This is a genomic window from Methylobacterium sp. GC_Met_3, from assembly GCF_026540775.1.
Lineage (GTDB): Bacteria > Pseudomonadota > Alphaproteobacteria > Rhizobiales > Beijerinckiaceae > Methylobacterium.
In genome coordinates, this window is record NZ_JALNUL010000003.1 from 351,450 (window position 1) to 367,093 (window position 15,644).

At 66.0% G+C, this 15,644-nt stretch carries 16 protein-coding genes and 1 tRNA gene; 13 read left to right on the forward strand and 4 right to left on the reverse strand.

Translation table 11 applies throughout. The features are described 5' to 3' along the window. Positions 1–27 precede the first annotated feature (27 nt). The 3 genes from OXS27_RS07130 to OXS27_RS07140 all read right to left on the reverse strand — a co-directional run bounded on the left by OXS27_RS07130 (position 28) and on the right by OXS27_RS07140 (position 1,247). Entirely contained in the window at positions 28–393 is a 366-nt protein-coding gene (locus OXS27_RS07130) for a hypothetical protein (protein WP_267355267.1), read from the reverse strand. A gap of 120 nt (positions 394–513) precedes the next feature. Further along, positions 514–876 (reverse strand): hypothetical protein, encoded by a 363-nt coding sequence (locus OXS27_RS07135; RefSeq protein ID WP_267355269.1) that lies wholly within the window; start codon positions 874–876, stop codon positions 514–516. Further along, entirely contained in the window at positions 873–1,247 is a 375-nt protein-coding gene (locus OXS27_RS07140; RefSeq protein ID WP_267355271.1) for a hypothetical protein, read from the reverse strand. The genes OXS27_RS07135 and OXS27_RS07140 overlap by 4 nt, the downstream gene beginning before the upstream one ends. A 316-nt stretch (positions 1,248–1,563) precedes the next feature. Between OXS27_RS07140 and OXS27_RS07145 the strand changes: the two genes are divergently transcribed. The 3 genes from OXS27_RS07145 to OXS27_RS07155 are packed head-to-tail and all read left to right on the forward strand — an operon-like array spanning position 1,564 to position 3,301. After that, complete coding sequence (locus tag OXS27_RS07145; protein WP_267355273.1) at positions 1,564–1,830, forward strand: hypothetical protein; 267 nt, start codon at positions 1,564–1,566, stop codon at positions 1,828–1,830. Between the two features lie 11 nt (positions 1,831–1,841). Then, the gene (locus OXS27_RS07150; protein ID WP_267355275.1) at positions 1,842–3,050 is read left to right on the forward strand and encodes a hypothetical protein; all 1,209 of its coding nucleotides are present in this window, start codon (positions 1,842–1,844) and stop codon (positions 3,048–3,050) included. Between the two features lie 2 nt (positions 3,051–3,052). Further along, a complete protein-coding gene (locus OXS27_RS07155) occupies positions 3,053–3,301 on the forward strand; it encodes a hypothetical protein (RefSeq protein ID WP_267355277.1) in 249 nt (82 codons plus the stop codon). A gap of 158 nt (positions 3,302–3,459) precedes the next feature. Here OXS27_RS07155 and OXS27_RS07160 read toward each other — a convergent pair whose 3' ends face one another. Continuing rightward, positions 3,460–3,672, reverse strand: coding sequence for a hypothetical protein (locus OXS27_RS07160; protein WP_267355279.1), 213 nt, complete (start codon positions 3,670–3,672; stop codon positions 3,460–3,462). A 543-nt stretch (positions 3,673–4,215) separates the two neighbouring features. Here OXS27_RS07160 and OXS27_RS07165 point away from each other — a divergent pair. The 10 genes from OXS27_RS07165 to OXS27_RS07210 all read left to right on the forward strand — a co-directional run bounded on the left by OXS27_RS07165 (position 4,216) and on the right by OXS27_RS07210 (position 15,454). After that, positions 4,216–4,289: transfer RNA gene (locus tag OXS27_RS07165), tRNA-Gln, on the forward strand. A gap of 266 nt (positions 4,290–4,555) precedes the next feature. Then, positions 4,556–6,025 carry a TIGR00366 family protein gene (locus OXS27_RS07170; RefSeq protein ID WP_267355281.1) on the forward strand — a complete coding sequence of 490 codons (1,470 nt, stop codon included), beginning with the start codon at positions 4,556–4,558 and terminating at the stop codon, positions 6,023–6,025. Between the two features lie 71 nt (positions 6,026–6,096). Then, the gene (locus OXS27_RS07175) at positions 6,097–6,462 is read left to right on the forward strand and encodes a hypothetical protein (protein WP_267355283.1); all 366 of its coding nucleotides are present in this window, start codon (positions 6,097–6,099) and stop codon (positions 6,460–6,462) included. Between the two features lie 38 nt (positions 6,463–6,500). Beyond that, on the forward strand, positions 6,501–7,883 hold the full coding sequence (locus OXS27_RS07180) for a PepSY domain-containing protein (protein ID WP_267355285.1): 1,383 nt from the start codon (positions 6,501–6,503) through the stop codon (positions 7,881–7,883). A gap of 19 nt (positions 7,884–7,902) precedes the next feature. Beyond that, a complete protein-coding gene (locus OXS27_RS07185) occupies positions 7,903–8,304 on the forward strand; it encodes a DUF2946 family protein (RefSeq protein ID WP_267355287.1) in 402 nt (133 codons plus the stop codon). A gap of 64 nt (positions 8,305–8,368) precedes the next feature. Then, on the forward strand, positions 8,369–10,678 hold the full coding sequence (locus tag OXS27_RS07190) for a TonB-dependent receptor (RefSeq protein WP_267355289.1): 2,310 nt from the start codon (positions 8,369–8,371) through the stop codon (positions 10,676–10,678). 126 nt (positions 10,679–10,804) lie between these two features. Then, positions 10,805–11,782: an ABC transporter substrate-binding protein gene (locus tag OXS27_RS07195; RefSeq protein WP_267355291.1), complete on the forward strand. Its 978-nt coding sequence runs from the start codon at positions 10,805–10,807 to the stop codon at positions 11,780–11,782. Beyond that, positions 11,779–13,797, forward strand: a complete 2,019-nt coding sequence (locus OXS27_RS07200) for an ATP-binding protein (RefSeq protein ID WP_267355293.1) — start codon at positions 11,779–11,781, stop codon at positions 13,795–13,797. Before OXS27_RS07195 ends, OXS27_RS07200 begins: the two co-directional genes overlap by 4 nt. Continuing rightward, entirely contained in the window at positions 13,794–14,192 is a 399-nt protein-coding gene (locus tag OXS27_RS07205; RefSeq protein WP_243923340.1) for a response regulator, read from the forward strand. Before OXS27_RS07200 ends, OXS27_RS07205 begins: the two co-directional genes overlap by 4 nt. Further along, positions 14,189–15,454: an adenylate/guanylate cyclase domain-containing protein gene (locus OXS27_RS07210; RefSeq protein ID WP_267355295.1), complete on the forward strand. Its 1,266-nt coding sequence runs from the start codon at positions 14,189–14,191 to the stop codon at positions 15,452–15,454. The genes OXS27_RS07205 and OXS27_RS07210 overlap by 4 nt, the downstream gene beginning before the upstream one ends. Positions 15,455–15,644 lie beyond the last annotated feature (190 nt).

The following is a 15,644-nucleotide window of genomic DNA, read 5'->3' on the forward strand; positions in this document are numbered from 1 at the left end:
GGGCCAAGCGGTGATGGCGATCGAACGTCAGTGCGACGCTGGCACCAGATCATTGTTGCGGTTCGAATGGGACGTACACTCGTGCCAAGCAAACTCCGTCTTGTCCTGGTTCGCCTTGCCGTAGCACCGGCCGATCTGATTGAGCCGCGAGTTTAGCCTGCCGCGGCGATCGCACTCGGCCGCGCCGGCGTCGGCAGGCGAGTTACGGCATGCCTCGTCAGCTGCGGTGTAGGCCTTGATGAGCTGCTTCGCGGTCGGCTCGACCGCCTGCGCCCCACCGGCAGCCACGACGAGAGCGAGGGCGGCGAGGGCTGTGCCTGAGCCTGCTGAGCGTTTAGAAATTTGCTCTTTAACTTGCCAATCTTTGATCTTCTTCCACGCTAGCTGATCCAACGTCAGTACTTTCTGTTTCGGGAAAGTCCCGATGAAATTTCCACACCGACAACCAAACTACAGCTCCTCCAACTGCCATAACGGATACAGCTGCGATTATTAACTGTATGGAAAGCGAGCTCATTGATCTTCCCTCTGCATTCCCAAATAGACAATCACATGTCCAAACACATGGAGACCGATCCCAACGCCTATCCAAACAAATCTATCAAATTCGCACAACTCGAATTCATGTTTTATCAACGGTATGATAAACGCCCCACCAATTATAGCTGCAGAAAGCGTATAAAATAGTGAGTATGCAGATTTAATATGCTCATTTATCTTTTTTGCACGAAATTTCTTGTCTGCAGGCGTTTTGGTCTTAACTACTGCAGGCGCACGCTCTTGCGACTCTGTGCTAGTGTCTGCGGCTGGTTTATTGCCTGCTGCATCCCTGTTACCAACAAGTGATAATGCCGGCTTCAGCTTCTCCTCCGTCATGACTTGGCTTTTCTGAGTACGTTGTAGTTAAAAGCAAAAGTATGTCTTTCCTGGGGCCCAATCGTTTGATATGTATAGGCGATATAATAGTTGTGGCTATCATCCGATGCTAATGTCAATCTGAAATTTGAAAAGTTGTTGCCCGAAGACCAAGGTTTTCTGACAAGCAATACTGCGTCAAATACACCGTCAGGGTCAGTATCAACTGAAGACGTCAAACTGGCACGGTCATCATATTCAACGACGAGCTTCATAGAGAAATCGTCAAATAGATCGAGCGGATAGAATATGACCTCTTCGCCGCCACGGCCGACTAAGGTGCCGCTGCCAACGATTTCTTTGCCTCCGATCTTGTTCGGTGGCCTAGCCATTAGTTTCCTCATTTTCCATTTGATGGTTGCGGCCGAACCCGTGTTTGCCTAGCCAATCTGCAAGCGCATGACGGATTGCTTCAGGTCTTGATGGCTTCGGATCGGGTTGGGCAGCTATCCACGCGTCGAGCGGCGCAACCTGCGTCGGCATCAGGCGGACGAGAACAGGCGTCGCATCCGTCGGCGGACGCCCGCGTTTTCTTTTTCCAATATCATCTATTGACGCCATGCATTAGATGATATTACAAAATACGGGCCGGGACAAGGTTGCAGCCTCGTTCCCGGCCCTGACCACGCACGTCCTGCGGAGACGATCATGGCTACCCGTCATTCTACAGCACCGGCGCGCGCCGGTGAACGCTCTCGCTCGCCCTCAGCTCTCTACAATCGCGCCAAGCCGCCGCTGGAGGCCGACGAGGCCGCCCCCGGCACCGTCGAGGCCTGGGAGGCTGTCGCGCCGATCCGGCCGGACACAGCCCACGTCCGGGCCCCGCGCTTCCTCGACCTAGCCGGCGAGCTGCTGGCCGCCACCCTCATCATCGCCGGGGGCGTGTTCGCCTACGGCTACCTGCCTCTCGCGTGAGGGAGAGGGTCATGACGAAGCAGAACACCGCGAAGGCTGCTCAGCCCGCCACCGACCTTCGCCAGCGCGCCGCCCGTGCCCGGGACGCCGCCGGGCGGTTCATCAAGCGCAGCGCGCCCGTCGAGGCTGCGCACGCCGAGCCGGATCCCGTGCTCGTCCTCATCGAGGAGCATCGGACCGCCTACGTCGAGTGGGATCGAGATGCGCTGAGATACGATGCCATCCTGCCAGGCTCAGCCGCGCATGATGCGGCCGCTACAGCTGAGCGGGACTCGGGTCAGCGTGAGCGCGCCGCCTACGAAGCCCTCTTCGACGCTCGGCCCAGAACGATGGCCGGCGTCGTGGCGCTGGCAGAGTACCTCAAGGAGGCGGTGCCGAAGGTCACTACGCATATCGATCCGGCGGACGGAGATCGTGCGCTCGACACTATCGCAGCTGCTCTGCGCGGGATCGCGCAGCACCCAGACACCGCCCTGTTCGACCTCGGCGCACAGTTCATGGCCGCCTGGGTGACGGAAGAGGCAGTGGAGGTGGCCGAGAGCGCGGTAGAGGTTGACGAGGAGGCTGCCGATTGGCGGGCCTATCAGGAATGCAAGCGCATCGCCGAGCAGATCGTCCGAACCCCGGCCACGACGGCAGCGGGCTACGGGATCAAGGCGCTGTTGCTCGCCCGGTACGACAGCGAGAATTCGGGTCCCAGTAGGCCGATTGCGCCTCAGGGCTCCTTCGCGAGCGACTGGAACGTGCTGCGCCAAGTGCAGGAGGGTGCGGCCCGGCTGGCCGCTGCGCCCGACATGGGGTTTCCCATATCGCCTCTCGCGGCCCCCGTTACCGGAAGTCCCGTTTCGGGAGGTCTGATCGACGGCCGCCTGCCGTGTCCAGGCCATGACCTATCGGAGCTTCCGATCGAGCAGCTTGCCCGCCTCTACACCGTGGTGGTCCGTGCCGAGGAGGTCATAGGCAGCGCCGAGAATGCCCCCTGCTTCTGGGAAGCCCCTAACACCTACCGAACAGCCGCGGGTGACATCATCAATCGCGAGGCTGACCGGCTCGGGCAGTTCACCTCGGCGATCGCGAAGGAGATGAGCCGCCGACAACCTGTCGACGACGACGAGGCTCAGGAGCGGGCGAACATGCTGCTTGCGCACCTGATCGAGACCGGCGGCGTCGCCGAGCACCCTGAACTGCTTGCCGAGATCAACGCCAAGTGGGGAGCCTAACCGTGGGCGACATCATCCCGTTCCAGCGCCGGCCGCAGCTAGCGGCCTTCACCGAGCGCACGCGCATCGAGGGCGCGCTCGCACTGGCCCTCGACGTCGTCGACCACCTCGTGGCCGCGCTCGACATCATCGATGGGGACCCTGACCTCGAGGAAGGTGGAGATGCGGAGCCGAGCCTTGGCGCGCCCGAGAACCATCACGGGTCCCAGATCGTGTGGTTGCGAGGCGGCGATCGTGACTTGGAGGAGTGATCGGGCACCCACGCCCGCCCTCAGTTGCTCAGGGGGACGGAGCTAGGGCGGGCGTGGAGGTCAGCGACCCATCCCGAGCGCCGACGCCGGGCAGAGGCAAAAATCATGCATCCGCGGCCGAGCCTCAAGCGAGATCGCCGGTAGCGACCGCCGACCTGTTACCGACGATGGCGGAAGTGCCGATGCATGAAGCGGCGCTCGGCGCCATGCATGCGCCGGATCGGGTGCCAGCGAACGTTGGTGATATTGTCCTGAGCACCGGTGACGGTCGCTGCCGGAACCGGGCTGAGAGGGGCTGCTGAAGCCGGCGTGACGAGGGCGGCGGCGCCGAACGCGGCCAGCAGAGCTGCGGTGATCATCGATGTGCGCAAGGGATATGTCCTCTCGTGCCGCCGCCGGAGCGATGGGTATCTCGTAGGCTGAGTCGGCAGCAGATAGTCCTCAGCAAGGCGAGCAAGTCGCAGCGACGAAAAACGGTTCCGAGGAAGGGTGAGGGCTTCGATGCATGCCGGATTATCGCATCTCGCGCAGGCGGCTGAGCACCGGAACAGACCACGTCCGGTTGCTACCGCTTTTGCTACCCAACTCGTTGGGATCGGACGGGACGAGGAACGATGAGCGAACGACCGCAAGCCGATTTTCGCTTACCGATCAAGGTAGTAAAGGATTGGACAGGATCAAACGAAATGGCCAAGAGCGAATTTCAAGACCGCTGCCTTAAACCACTCGGCCACCCTTCCCGGCAGCATCCGCAAGTCAACGGTTACGGCGGCGGCGGATCCCCCGTCAACCGGAGAACGGTGGTTGACCTGCGAGACCAATCCGCCTATCCCACCGCCCACGCCAGACGCCGCTGTTCGCAGCGCGGCCGGTCCGACCGTCGTCAAGACGAATGGATACGGCCTCCGGCCGATTGGGGGATAGTTTAACGGTAGAACGGTGGACTCTGACTCCTCTAGTCCTGGTTCGAATCCAGGTCCCCCAGCCATCTCGTTTCGCCCGCCAGGTCATGCACTTGGCGGGTTTTTTAATGGGCTGCCACGCTCAGGAGGACTGAACGATTCGGTCGGCCTGAAGCAGCATCGCGATCCGAAATGCGCATCTGTGCAAAGAGGCGTGATCGGGCTCGACAGCGGCCCATCGCAGCGTCACCAAGCGATAACCTGTCCTTGCCGGCTCGCGATGTGAGGTCAGGCCGGGTTGCGACATCCTGCACGGACGATCAGCCGAAAGAGCCGGTCGTAAAGGAACCCCATGGCGAGCACCCCGGCCGATCCTGTCCATAGCGCGGGCGCCGCCGCGTCTGACCCGAGCACGGGCAGCGCAGGATCGCTGGAGCGGCTCGGAGTCCGGTTCACCAATTGGGCGGAGCGCTGGTTCCCGGACGCGTTCATCTTCGTGTCCATCGCGGTGGTCATCGTCGCCCTCGGTGCCCTGGCCAACGGCGCCCCGCCGGCCGCCATCGCCAAGAGCTTCGGTGACGGGTTCTGGAGCCTGATCCCCTTCACCATGCAGATGGTCTTCGTCACCATCGGTGGTTACGTCGTCGCCACGTCGCCGCCCATGCAGGCTCTTATCGAACGGCTGGCGCAGGTTCCGAAGACCGGGCGGGGCGCGGTCGGCTTCGTGGCCGGCGCGACGATGATCTCCTCGTTCATCAGCTGGGGACTCAGCCTGATCTTCGGCGGTCTGCTCGCCCGGGCGCTGGCCCGCCGCACGGACCTGCGCATGGATTACCGGGCCGCGGGTGCGGCGGCCTATCTCGGGCTCGGCGCCACCTGGGCGCTCGGGCTCAGCTCCTCGGCGGCGCAGCTGCAGGCGAACCCGGCGAGCCTGACCAAGAATTTGCTCGCCATCTCGGGTGTGATCCCGTTCAGCGAGACGATCTTCCTGTGGCAATCCATGCTGATCGCCGCGATCCTGTTCGTCGTCTCGGTGGCGATAGCCTACGCCTCCGCCCCCCGCCGCGAAACGGCCGTCACCGCCGAAACGCTGGGTGTCCCGGTCGCACGTGAGGCGAGCGACATCCCACCCGCCCGCCAGCCCGGCGAGTGGCTGGAGCATTCGCCGATTCTGACGATCCTCCTCGTGGTGATCGCGGGCGGGTGGATCGCGCAGGAATTCGCCCGCCAATCCTGGATCGTGGCGATCTCGAATCTCAATACCTACAACCTGCTGTTCCTGACCCTCGGCCTGCTGCTGCATTGGCGGCCGAAGCGCTTCCTCGCGGCGGTCGCGAAGTCGGTCCCGGCCACCGCCGGCATCCTGATCCAGTACCCGCTCTACGCCGCGATCAGCGGTATGCTGACCGGACCGAAGAACGCCGCTGGCGCCTCCGCGTCGGATGCGATCACCCACGCCTTCGTCAGCCTCAACACCGCCGGGACGTTCCCGCTGACCATGGGCGTCTACTCGGCGATCCTCGGATTCTTCGTGCCGTCGGGCGGCGGCAAATGGCTGCTGGAGGCGCCCTATGTGCTGCAGGCGGCCAACGAGCTGAAGGTCCATCTCGGCTGGGCGGTGATGATCTACAACGCCGCCGAGGCGCTGCCGAACCTGATCAACCCGTTCTGGATGTTGCCGCTGGTCGGCATCCTCGGATTGAAGGCACGCGACATCGTGGGTTTCAGCTTCCTCCAGTTGATCGTGCACCTGCCACTGGTGCTGTTCCTGCTCTGGGCGCTCGCCTTCACGCTGACCTACCATCCGCCCGTGATGCCGTAATGGCGCTAGGCTCGGGGCACGGCGGCGGGCCGCGCATTGACGCGCGCCGCCGCCGGCGCCTAGATCGCCGCATGCGCAGGCGCCTGCCCCGGACGGTTCAAGGCCGCGCGATCCTCTCAGTGGTCGCGCTCTACGCGCTGCTGCTCCAGGCCTTCCTGGGCTTCGCCGTACCCGCCCGCGCCTTCGCGGCACCCGGTGCCGTCCTGTGCGCCGAGCATCCGGCAGGCGAACCGGACGACGGGCCGATCAGCATCCACGTCCGCGCCTGTTGCACGCTGGTGCAGGCGGGCAATCTGGCCCTGCCGATCTCCGTGTCGGCCGCGCCGGCTTCGTCCATCGCACCGGTCGTCCAAGTCATCTGGCGTCCCGAAGCCGAGCTTCCGAGAACCGGTCCGCCGCCGCGCCCCGGCACAGCACGAGGTCCGCCCGCCGCCTGACGATCCCGCCCCGATCGCTCAGGCCCGGACCCATACCCATGTCGACCGTCGTTTCCGGGAGCGCCCCCGCCTATGGGGCGCGTACCGCGCTGCGTACCTCGCGCGAGGCGATCTATCGCGCCGTCTGGCGCTGGCACTTCTACGCGGGCCTGTTCTGCCTGCCGTTCCTGATCACCCTGTCGGCGACGGGATCGCTCTACCTGTTCAAGGACGAGATCAACGGCCGCCTGTTCGCCTACAGGACGCGCGTGCCGGCCCGCGAGACGCCGCCCCTCGGTCCGGACCGCCTGATCTTCAACGCGATGCAGGCCGTGCCGGACGCCGGGCCGGTATCGTATACCGATCCCGCCACGCCCGAGACGTCCGCCCTCGTCACCCTCGCGGCGGGGGATCACCGGATCCTCGTCTACCTCGATCCCTATACCGGCGCCGTGCTGGATCGCGTGGCCCGCGACCAGGAGTTCATGGTCGTCGTCCGGGGGTTACACAGTCTGGCCTATCTCGGCCCATTCGCGAACGCGGCGATCGAGGTGGTGGCCGGTTTCGCGGTGATCCTCGTGCTGACGGGCGCCTATCTCTGGTGGCCCCGCGGCCGGGACGGGGGTGTGATCAGCGTGCGCGGGACGCCGCGGCAGCGGGTCTGGTGGCGCGATCTGCACGCCGTCACCGGTCTTCTGGCGGGGGGCGGCCTGCTATTTCTGGCGCTCACCGGACTGCCCTGGTCGATCTGGTGGGGCCAGCAGCTGCGCGGCTGGTCGAACGCCGCGGGCCTCGGCCAGCCCGCCGCCCTCTGGGCGCATCAACCGGTCTCGATGGTGCCGCTGCGCGAGCGCCTATCCGAGCCGGGCTGGACCCTGGAGGATGCACCGGTCCCACGCTCCGCTCCCACCGCCGCGTCGACTCAGACCCTCGGGATAGACCGGGCAGCCGCGATCCTCGCCGAACGCGGGATGCCGCGGGGCTATGAGCTCGCGCTGCCGGTCGGGGACGATGGGGTCTATGCCGCCTCGGTCTACCCCCGCGACGTCACCCGCCAGCGGGTCATCGCCCTCGATCAGTATACCGGTGCATCGCTGCTCGACGTCCGCTTCGCTGATCTCGGCCCCGTCGGCCGGGCGATCCAGTATGGGATCGGCATTCACAAGGGGGAGCATTGGGGCCGCGCGAACCAGTTCGCCATGCTGGCCTTCTGCCTCGCCACGATCCTCCTCGCCGTCACCGCCGGGACGATGTGGTGGAAACGGCGGCCGGCCGGCGGCCTCGGCGTACCGCCCTGGCCGCGGGACCGACGCGTGGTCGCCACGGTGACGCTGCTGGTGGCTGGCCTCGGCGCGCTGTTCCCGCTGACCGGTCTCGCCATTCTAGGGATGCTCGGCCTCGACCGCGTGGCGCAGCGCCTCCGACGAAGGGTCCGGGCCTAAGACGGGTCGGACGGGCTCGATGCCCGTGCTGCTCCCTCCGAAACCCATTGGCCGAAGGCCGGGCCTCCTCGGCATCGCGCTGATCGCGCTCGCCCTCTGGGTCCAGGCGCTGGCGCCGGTCGCGGCGCTGCGGATGATGCTCGGCGCTCGCGCGGACCTGCCGATCGGGATCCTGTGTGGCCACGGGCTGGATGATGACGGTGCGGCCGCCTCGGTCGATCAGCAGGATTCGCAGGCGCCGGCATGTGCCCTGTGCCAGCTTTGTCGTGCCGGATCGGCACCGCCTCCTATCCCGAACGGATCGACCCTCGCGCGCAGGCTGATCTGGCGCGCGGTGGCTTGGCCCATCCCGCCGCCCGTCTATGGCCAGCCTCCATCCCGATGGTCCGCCCGTCCCCGCGCGCCACCCGCCGCCGCCTGATCGCTCCCGTCCGCACCGGATGGCTGTCCGCCGTCCGCCACCTTCGATCAGACGAGACCATGCGATGTCCCTGGATTCAGCCGCTTTGCGCCGCGGCTCCGTCGCCCTGTTGCTTGCCGGCAGCCCGATCCCCGCGATCGCGGAGACCTCCGTAACGCTGGAGGAACTCTCCGTGGAGGGCGAGGCGCAGCCCGCCAATGGCCGGGCCGGTCCGGCCGCCTTCGGCGTGGCCGCACCGCCGGGTTCGGCACCCGTCGTGATCGAGCACCCGGTCGGCGAAGTCGTCACCGGCATCGGCCGCGCCAACACCATTGCGGACCGGCCCGCGACCAGCATCGGCTCGGTGCTGGTCAACAGCCCCGGCGTCACCGTGCGCCAGGGCAATGGCGGCCGCGACGTCGTCATCTCGATCCGCGGCAACAACGCCCGCTCCACCGGCGTTATCAAGAACACGGTCGTGCTGGAGGACGGGTTCATCCTGACCCAGCCGGACGGAGCCTCGCGCTTCGATCTCACCGATCCCCGGGCCTACAGCCGCATCGACGTGTTCCGCGGGCCGCAATCACCGCTGTTCGGCAATTACGCCACCGGCGGCGCGATCGCGTTCCGCACCCGGACCGGCCGGGAGATCGACGGCTACGAGATCGGGGTCGATGCCGGCAGCTTCGGCTATCTCAGCCACTCCTTCACGGTCGGCGGCGTCAGCGGCCCGGTCGAGATCAGCCTGTTCGCCAGCGATGTCCGGGCCAACGGCTATCAGGACCATTCCGCCTACGACACGCAGACCATCAACCTGCTCGCGAGCTACACCCCGACGCCGGACAATCGCTTCACACTCAAGGTGATCAACAACACGCTCGACACCAATCTCGCGGCCCGGTCCTCGTTGGCGCAGTACCGCACCAACCCGTATCAGCGCGGCTGTGCCGCGGCAGCGAGCGCGGCGCCCGGCTGCACGACGTTCGCCCTGTTCCGCAACGGTGCCTTCGGCGCCACGGTGCCGGTCACCGCCGACGAGGGCGGCTTCGGCCGCGACGACCGCCGCACCGTGGTGGCGGCGCGCTGGGAGCATGATCTCGACGCCTTCACCACCTGGCGGACGGAAGTCGGATTCGACGAGCGCAACTTCAATCAGCCGTTCTACGTCAATGCCTTCCTGGGGTCGTTCCCATCGTGGAACGTCATGAGCGACCTCACGCGGCGCGGCGACCTGTTCGGCCTGCCGGCGGTCGGCTACGTGGCGCTCGCCTACAACACGATCGACAACCACACCGCGACCTACAATCGGGCGCCCTATGGCGGCCCGCGGCTCGGGGCGCTGATCGGCGATCAGGCGGCGGTCCAATCGAATTTCGGCGGGCGCGCGCGGCTCGAACTCGCCCTGTCGGAAAGCTGGACCGGCGTACTCGGACTCAGCGCCGAAAGCACCGCCATCACCGGCCGCAACCTCGCCTTCGGCTACTCGGCGAGCGGCACGACCCGGACCGTTGCGGATGCCGACCGATCGTTCCTCAACGTCGCCCCCGAACTCGCCCTGGTCTACCGGCCGGACGAGGCCTGGGCGTTCCGTGGCCGGGTCGCCACCGGATACGCGACACCCGCGGCCTCCAACCTGTTCGTCACCGCGGCCGGATTGCCGGGCAACAACACCCAGCTCCAGACCCAGGAGAATCTCAGCTTCGATCTCGGTGCGGATTGGAGCCCGGTCGAGACTGTACGGCTCAGCGTGACCGGGTTTTACGAGTTCTTCCGCAACGAGCTGGTCTCGCAATCGCCCGGGGCAGGCCTGCAGACCTACACGTTCAACGCACCGGCTTCCGAGCATCGCGGGATCGAGGTCGGCGCCGACTGGGCCTTCGCGCCCGGCTGGCGCGGGACGCTGGCCTATGGGTTCGACGACCAGATCTACACGCGATACAGCGAGCAGCTCAGTGCCGGCAGCCTGACGCGGCGGTTCGACCGGGCGGGCAACCAGATCCCCGGCGTGCCGGCCCATCAGCTCCTGGCGCGTATCGGCTACGACGTGCCGGCTGGTCCGCTCGCGGGCCTGGGTGCCTTCGTGGAGACCGTCGTCCAGGGCGATTTCTATCTCGACAACGCCAACCTGCTGAAGGCTCCGGGATACGCCGTGGTCAACGCCAACCTGCACTACGCGACCGAGCTGAGCGGCGGATACGCCAAAAGGTTGAGCTTCTATCTCGAAGTTCGCAATCTCTTCGATACGACTTACGTCGCGTCGGCACAAAATCTATCGAACTCGATCAGCGGAACGACTGGTATTCAGAACAATGCAGCCGTTCTGGCGAGCACGACGGGATCGGTGTTCGCGGGTGCGCCACGCAACATCGTCGGCGGGATGCGACTGTCATTCTAGAAACCGTGTTCCGGCTGCCGCGTGGTCTTACGGCTGAGCTTGGACTACGCTACGGGCTGGGCATTCGGTCGCGTCGCGTGCAAGCCGCTCGGCCCATCCGGCCGGTCGATGGAGTTCGAGGATCGGATGAGGCGGCGAACCGTGATCGCTGGGTTGCCTTGGCTCCTGTCGAGCCCGCCCCTCGCGGCTTGGGCCGACATGTCGAGGCGCGTGGTGGCACTCTGGCCGTTCCCCGAGGGCGACGCCGAGGGCCAGGCATCGTCGGCGGCGTTCGATGCGGCGCTTCGCGATCACGGACAGAACGATCTCGAACTCGACCATCGCTGGAAAGGCGCCGATCGCGAAGTTGTCCGTGCGCTCGCCGCTGAAGTGGTGCGGTCCGAACCGCGTGTGATCGTCACGTATCTCAACGGACAGTTGCGCGCGGTCGCCGGGCTGACCCGACGGATCCCGATCGTTTTTGTCGGAGCGGCCGATCCGGTCGGCCATGGCTTGATCGCAAGCCTGAACCGCCCGGGGGGAAGCATCACGGGTTTCACCCTGTACGAGTCTTCGCTTGGCGGGAAATGGCTCGCCGTCCTCCGGGAGGCGGTGCCGACGATCCGGCACGCCACCCTGCTGCTGAATCCCAGCGCAACGATCCGCGGCGGATACCTCTACGCGAACGCCTTCAAGAACACCGCAACTGCCCTTGCGATCGAACACAGTATCGTCGTCGCCGAGAAACCCGCGGATATCGAGCCCGTAATCGCGGATCTTGCGCAACACGGACAGGCGGGGCTCATCGTGGCACCGGGCGCTTTCAGCGAGGCCAACGGCGACCATCTTGTCGCGCTGACCGCCCGGCACCGGATCCCGACCGTGTTCGCCATCCGGCGCTTCGCCCAGCGCGGGGGCATGATGTCGTACGGGCCGGATCCGGCCGAGGTCGTCCGTCGAGCGGCCCTGTACGTCGATCGCATCCTCCACGGCGACAATCCCGGGGCCCTCCCCGTCCAGACGCCGACCAAGTTCGACCTCGTCGTGAATCTGACGACCGCGCGGGCCCACGGTTTCGAAATCCCCTCCGCGCTGCTCGCCCAGGCGGACGAGGTTGTGGAATGACGGGTCCCGACGCGCCTCACGGTGCCCGGCCGCGGCGGTTCGGTCTTCCGTTGTCGGCGAAGTTCGCGGTCGCCTTCGTCGGCTTGGTGACGCTGGTCCTGCTGATCAATGGCGCGGTCGACCTGACGCTGAACTTCCACGACGCGAAGGACAACGCGATCGCGGTGCAGCGCGAGAAGGCGCACGCGGCCGCAGAGCGCGTCGACGCCTTCGCGTCCGAGATCGAGAATCAGATCGGGTGGACGACCCGGGCCGAATGGCGCCGCCTGTCGCCGGACCAGCAGCGCTATGACTTCATCCGCCTGATGCGTCAGGCACCCGCCATCACCGAGGCCGCCTATCTCGACCAGAACGGGAAAGAGCAACTGCGGGTTTCGCGCCTCGAACCAGACGTGATCGCGAGCGGTAGGGATTTTTCGACCTCACCGCGCTTCACCGAGGCGCTCAAGGACAAGACATGGTTCGGGCCGGTCTACTTCCGCCGGGGCTCCGAACCCTACATGACGGTCGCGGTCGCGCATGCCGGGCGCGAACCCGGGGTGACGGTTGCGGAAGTCAATCTGAAGCTGATCTGGGATGTGGTCAGCACCGTCCACAACGGTGAGGGCGGCTACGCGTTCGTCACGACCTCGACCGGACGGCTGATCGCCCACCCGGATCTCAGCCTCGTGCTGCGCGATACCGACCTGTCCGGTCTGCCGGCCGTCGCCGCCGCCCTGCCCGGCAAGGACGGCGCGCGCGACTACGGGCTCGTCAAGTGGCTCGACGGCAGCCTCGTCCTGGCGGCGCACGCCTCGGTGGCCCGGCTCGGCTGGATCGTGTTCGTGCAGCTGCCGTTGCGCGAGGCGATGGAGCCGCTCGTCGAGTCGGTGATCCAGACCCTGTCGCTGATGGGCCTCGGCGTGCTGATGGCGACGGTGGCCGGCACCTTCCTGGCCCGGCGCATGGTGGTGCCGATCCGCCAGCTCGAGGATGGGGCGGAGCGGTTCGGCGCCGGGGACCTGTCGAAGCGCATCGTGATCCGCACCGGGGACGAGATCGAGACGCTCACGCACCGGTTCAACGCCATGGCGAGCCGGATCCAGGAATCCTACGAGACCCTCGAGGCCAAAGTCGAGGAACGGACCCGCGATCTCAACACCTCGCTGGACGACCTTCAGAAGACGCAGAATCGCCTGGTCCAGTCCGAGAAGCTCGCGTCGCTGGGTCAACTGACGGCCGGCATCGCGCACGAGATCAAGAACCCCCTGAACTTCGTGAACAACTTCGCGTCGCTCTCGAAGGAGCTTGTGGACGAGCTGATCGAGATGCTCCAGGCGACCGACCTCGACCCGAAGATCCGCGCGGAGGCCGACGAGATCGCCGAGCTTCTGAAGAACAACCTCGACAAGGTCGTTCAACACGGGAAGCGGGCGGACTCGATCGTCAAGAACATGCTGCTGCACTCGCGCACCGGATCCGGCGAGCACCGCCCCGTGGACATCAATGCCCTGGTCGAGGAAAGTTTGAACCTCGCCTATCACGGCGCCCGCGCCGCCAAGCCGAGCTTCAACGTGACCCTGGTGCGCGATTTCGATCCGGCGGCCGGGTTGGCCGACATTTACCCGCAGGAAATCACGCGCGTGCTCCTGAATCTGATGTCGAACGGATTCTACGCCACCGAGAAGCGGACCGACGGGGCCGAGCCCGGCTACGCGCCGACCCTGGCGGTCGCCACGTGCGACCGCGGCGACGCGGTGGAGATCCGCGTCCGGGACAATGGGACGGGGATCCCCGAGGGCGTCAAGGCCAAGATGTTCGACCCGTTCTTCACCACGAAGCCGGCGGGTGAGGGAACGGGGCTCGGCCTGTCGCTCAGCCACGATATCGTGGCGAAGCAGCATGGCGGGACGCTCGACGTCGCCACCGAGCCCGGTCAGTTCACCGAATTCACGATCATGCTGCCGCGCGGCGGCGCAGCGACCGCGGCCGCCAGCGCGGGCGTGCCGGCGCACGTGCCCGAGAGCCAGCCATGAATGTCCTGATCCTCGTCGTCGACGACGAACCCGATGTCACCGAGCTGTTCCGGCAGCAATTCCGCCGCGAGTTGCGCGCCGGCCGCTTCGAGATGGCCTTCGCGCATTCGGCCGCCGAGGCCCTGGAGCGGGTGAAGACGACCAACGGCCCGAACCTGCTCCTGATGTTTTCCGACATCAACATGCCCGGCATGACCGGGCTCGAATTGCTGCCGCTGGTGCGTATGGCGCAGCCCGACGTGCCGGTGATCATGATCACCGCCTATGGAGACGCCGAGACCCGCGAGCGGGCCGAGGCCGCCGGAGCGGTCGGGCTGATCACCAAACCGATCGATTTCACCCTGCTCAAGGCCGAGATCGAACGGCGGCTCGCCCTGCGCGCGGGGACGGCATGAGTGAGGGTTTGCCCAGCGCCAAGATTCTGGTCGTCGACGACGAGCCGGACCTCAAAACGCTGATCACCCAGAAATTCCGTCGCCAGATCCGACAGGGCGCGGTCACGTTCCTGTTCGCGCATGATGGGCAGGAGGCGCTGGACAGTCTCGCCGAGCATCACGACGTCGACATGGTGGTGTCCGACATCAACATGCCGCGCATGGACGGGCTGACGTTGCTCACCAAGCTGCAGGACTTCGCCGAGCGGCCTTCGACCATCATCGTGTCGGCCTACGGGGACATGGCCAATATTCGTACCGCGATGAACCGCGGCGCCTTCGATTTCCTGACGAAGCCGATCGATTTCGTCGACTTGGAGACGACAATCGAGCGGACCCTCCAGCATGTCGCTGCGCTGCGCGAGGTTCGGCGGCGGAAGTCCCTGGCCGAACGGGCGCATGCCTCGCTGGCGCGCTACTTCTCGCCGAATCTCGCGGAACGGCTCGCCGGGGACGCCTCCGGCCTGGAACTCGGCGGCCATCGCCGCGACGTGGCCTCCCTGTTCACCGACATCGCCGGCTTTACCAGCCTCGTCGAGAGCCTCGATCCGACGCTGCTGGCGGAGATCCTGAACGGCTACCTGGCCGAGATGACCGATGTCGTGTTCGCGCACGAGGGGACGGTGGCCAAGATCGTCGGCGACGCGCTCCACGTCCTGTTCAACGCGCCCGGGGACCAGCCGGACCACGCAGCCCGGGCGGTGGCCTGTGCCGTTGACCTCGATCAGGCAGCCGAAGGTTTTCGCACCCGCTGGCACGAGCGCGGCATCGCGTTCGGGATGACACGGATCGGCGTCCATACCGGGCCGGCCATCGTGGGCAATTTCGGGGGTGGCCGCTATTTCGACTACACAGCCTATGGCGACACCATCAACACGTCAGCCCGGTTGGAGAACGCCAACAAGGCCTTCGGAACGCGCATCTGCGTCAGCGAGACGGCGGTCACCCGTTCCGGGGCCTTCCGAGGCCGACCGCTCGGCGATCTGATGCTGCGCGGAAAGCAGGAGGCGCTGCGCGCCTTCGAGCCCCTGACGGAGGCCGCCTACGACGATGCGGCACTGAGCCAGTACCAGAAGGCCTTCGCCAAACTGGAGGCCGGTGAGGTCGGCGCCCTGGCGGCCTTCGCCGCCCTGGTCGGGCTGCGTCCCGACGACGGGGTGGCCGCCTTCCATTTGAAGCGTCTCCTCAATGGAGCGAGCGGCACACGGATCGAGGTCCGCTGAGGGAGCGCCTGTGTGTCCGCCTTCGGCTCCCGAAGGGTGCCTCGTCGCTCGCAGTGCTTATTGGCGTGGCGAAACACTCGATTTGGGTGATGCGCGGCGGGCCCACGCATCACCCGCAGCATATGTATGGTCAGTGCTTGCCGGTGATCTTGTCGGCGAGGGACTTGGCGCCGTCCTTGACCTCGCCGGC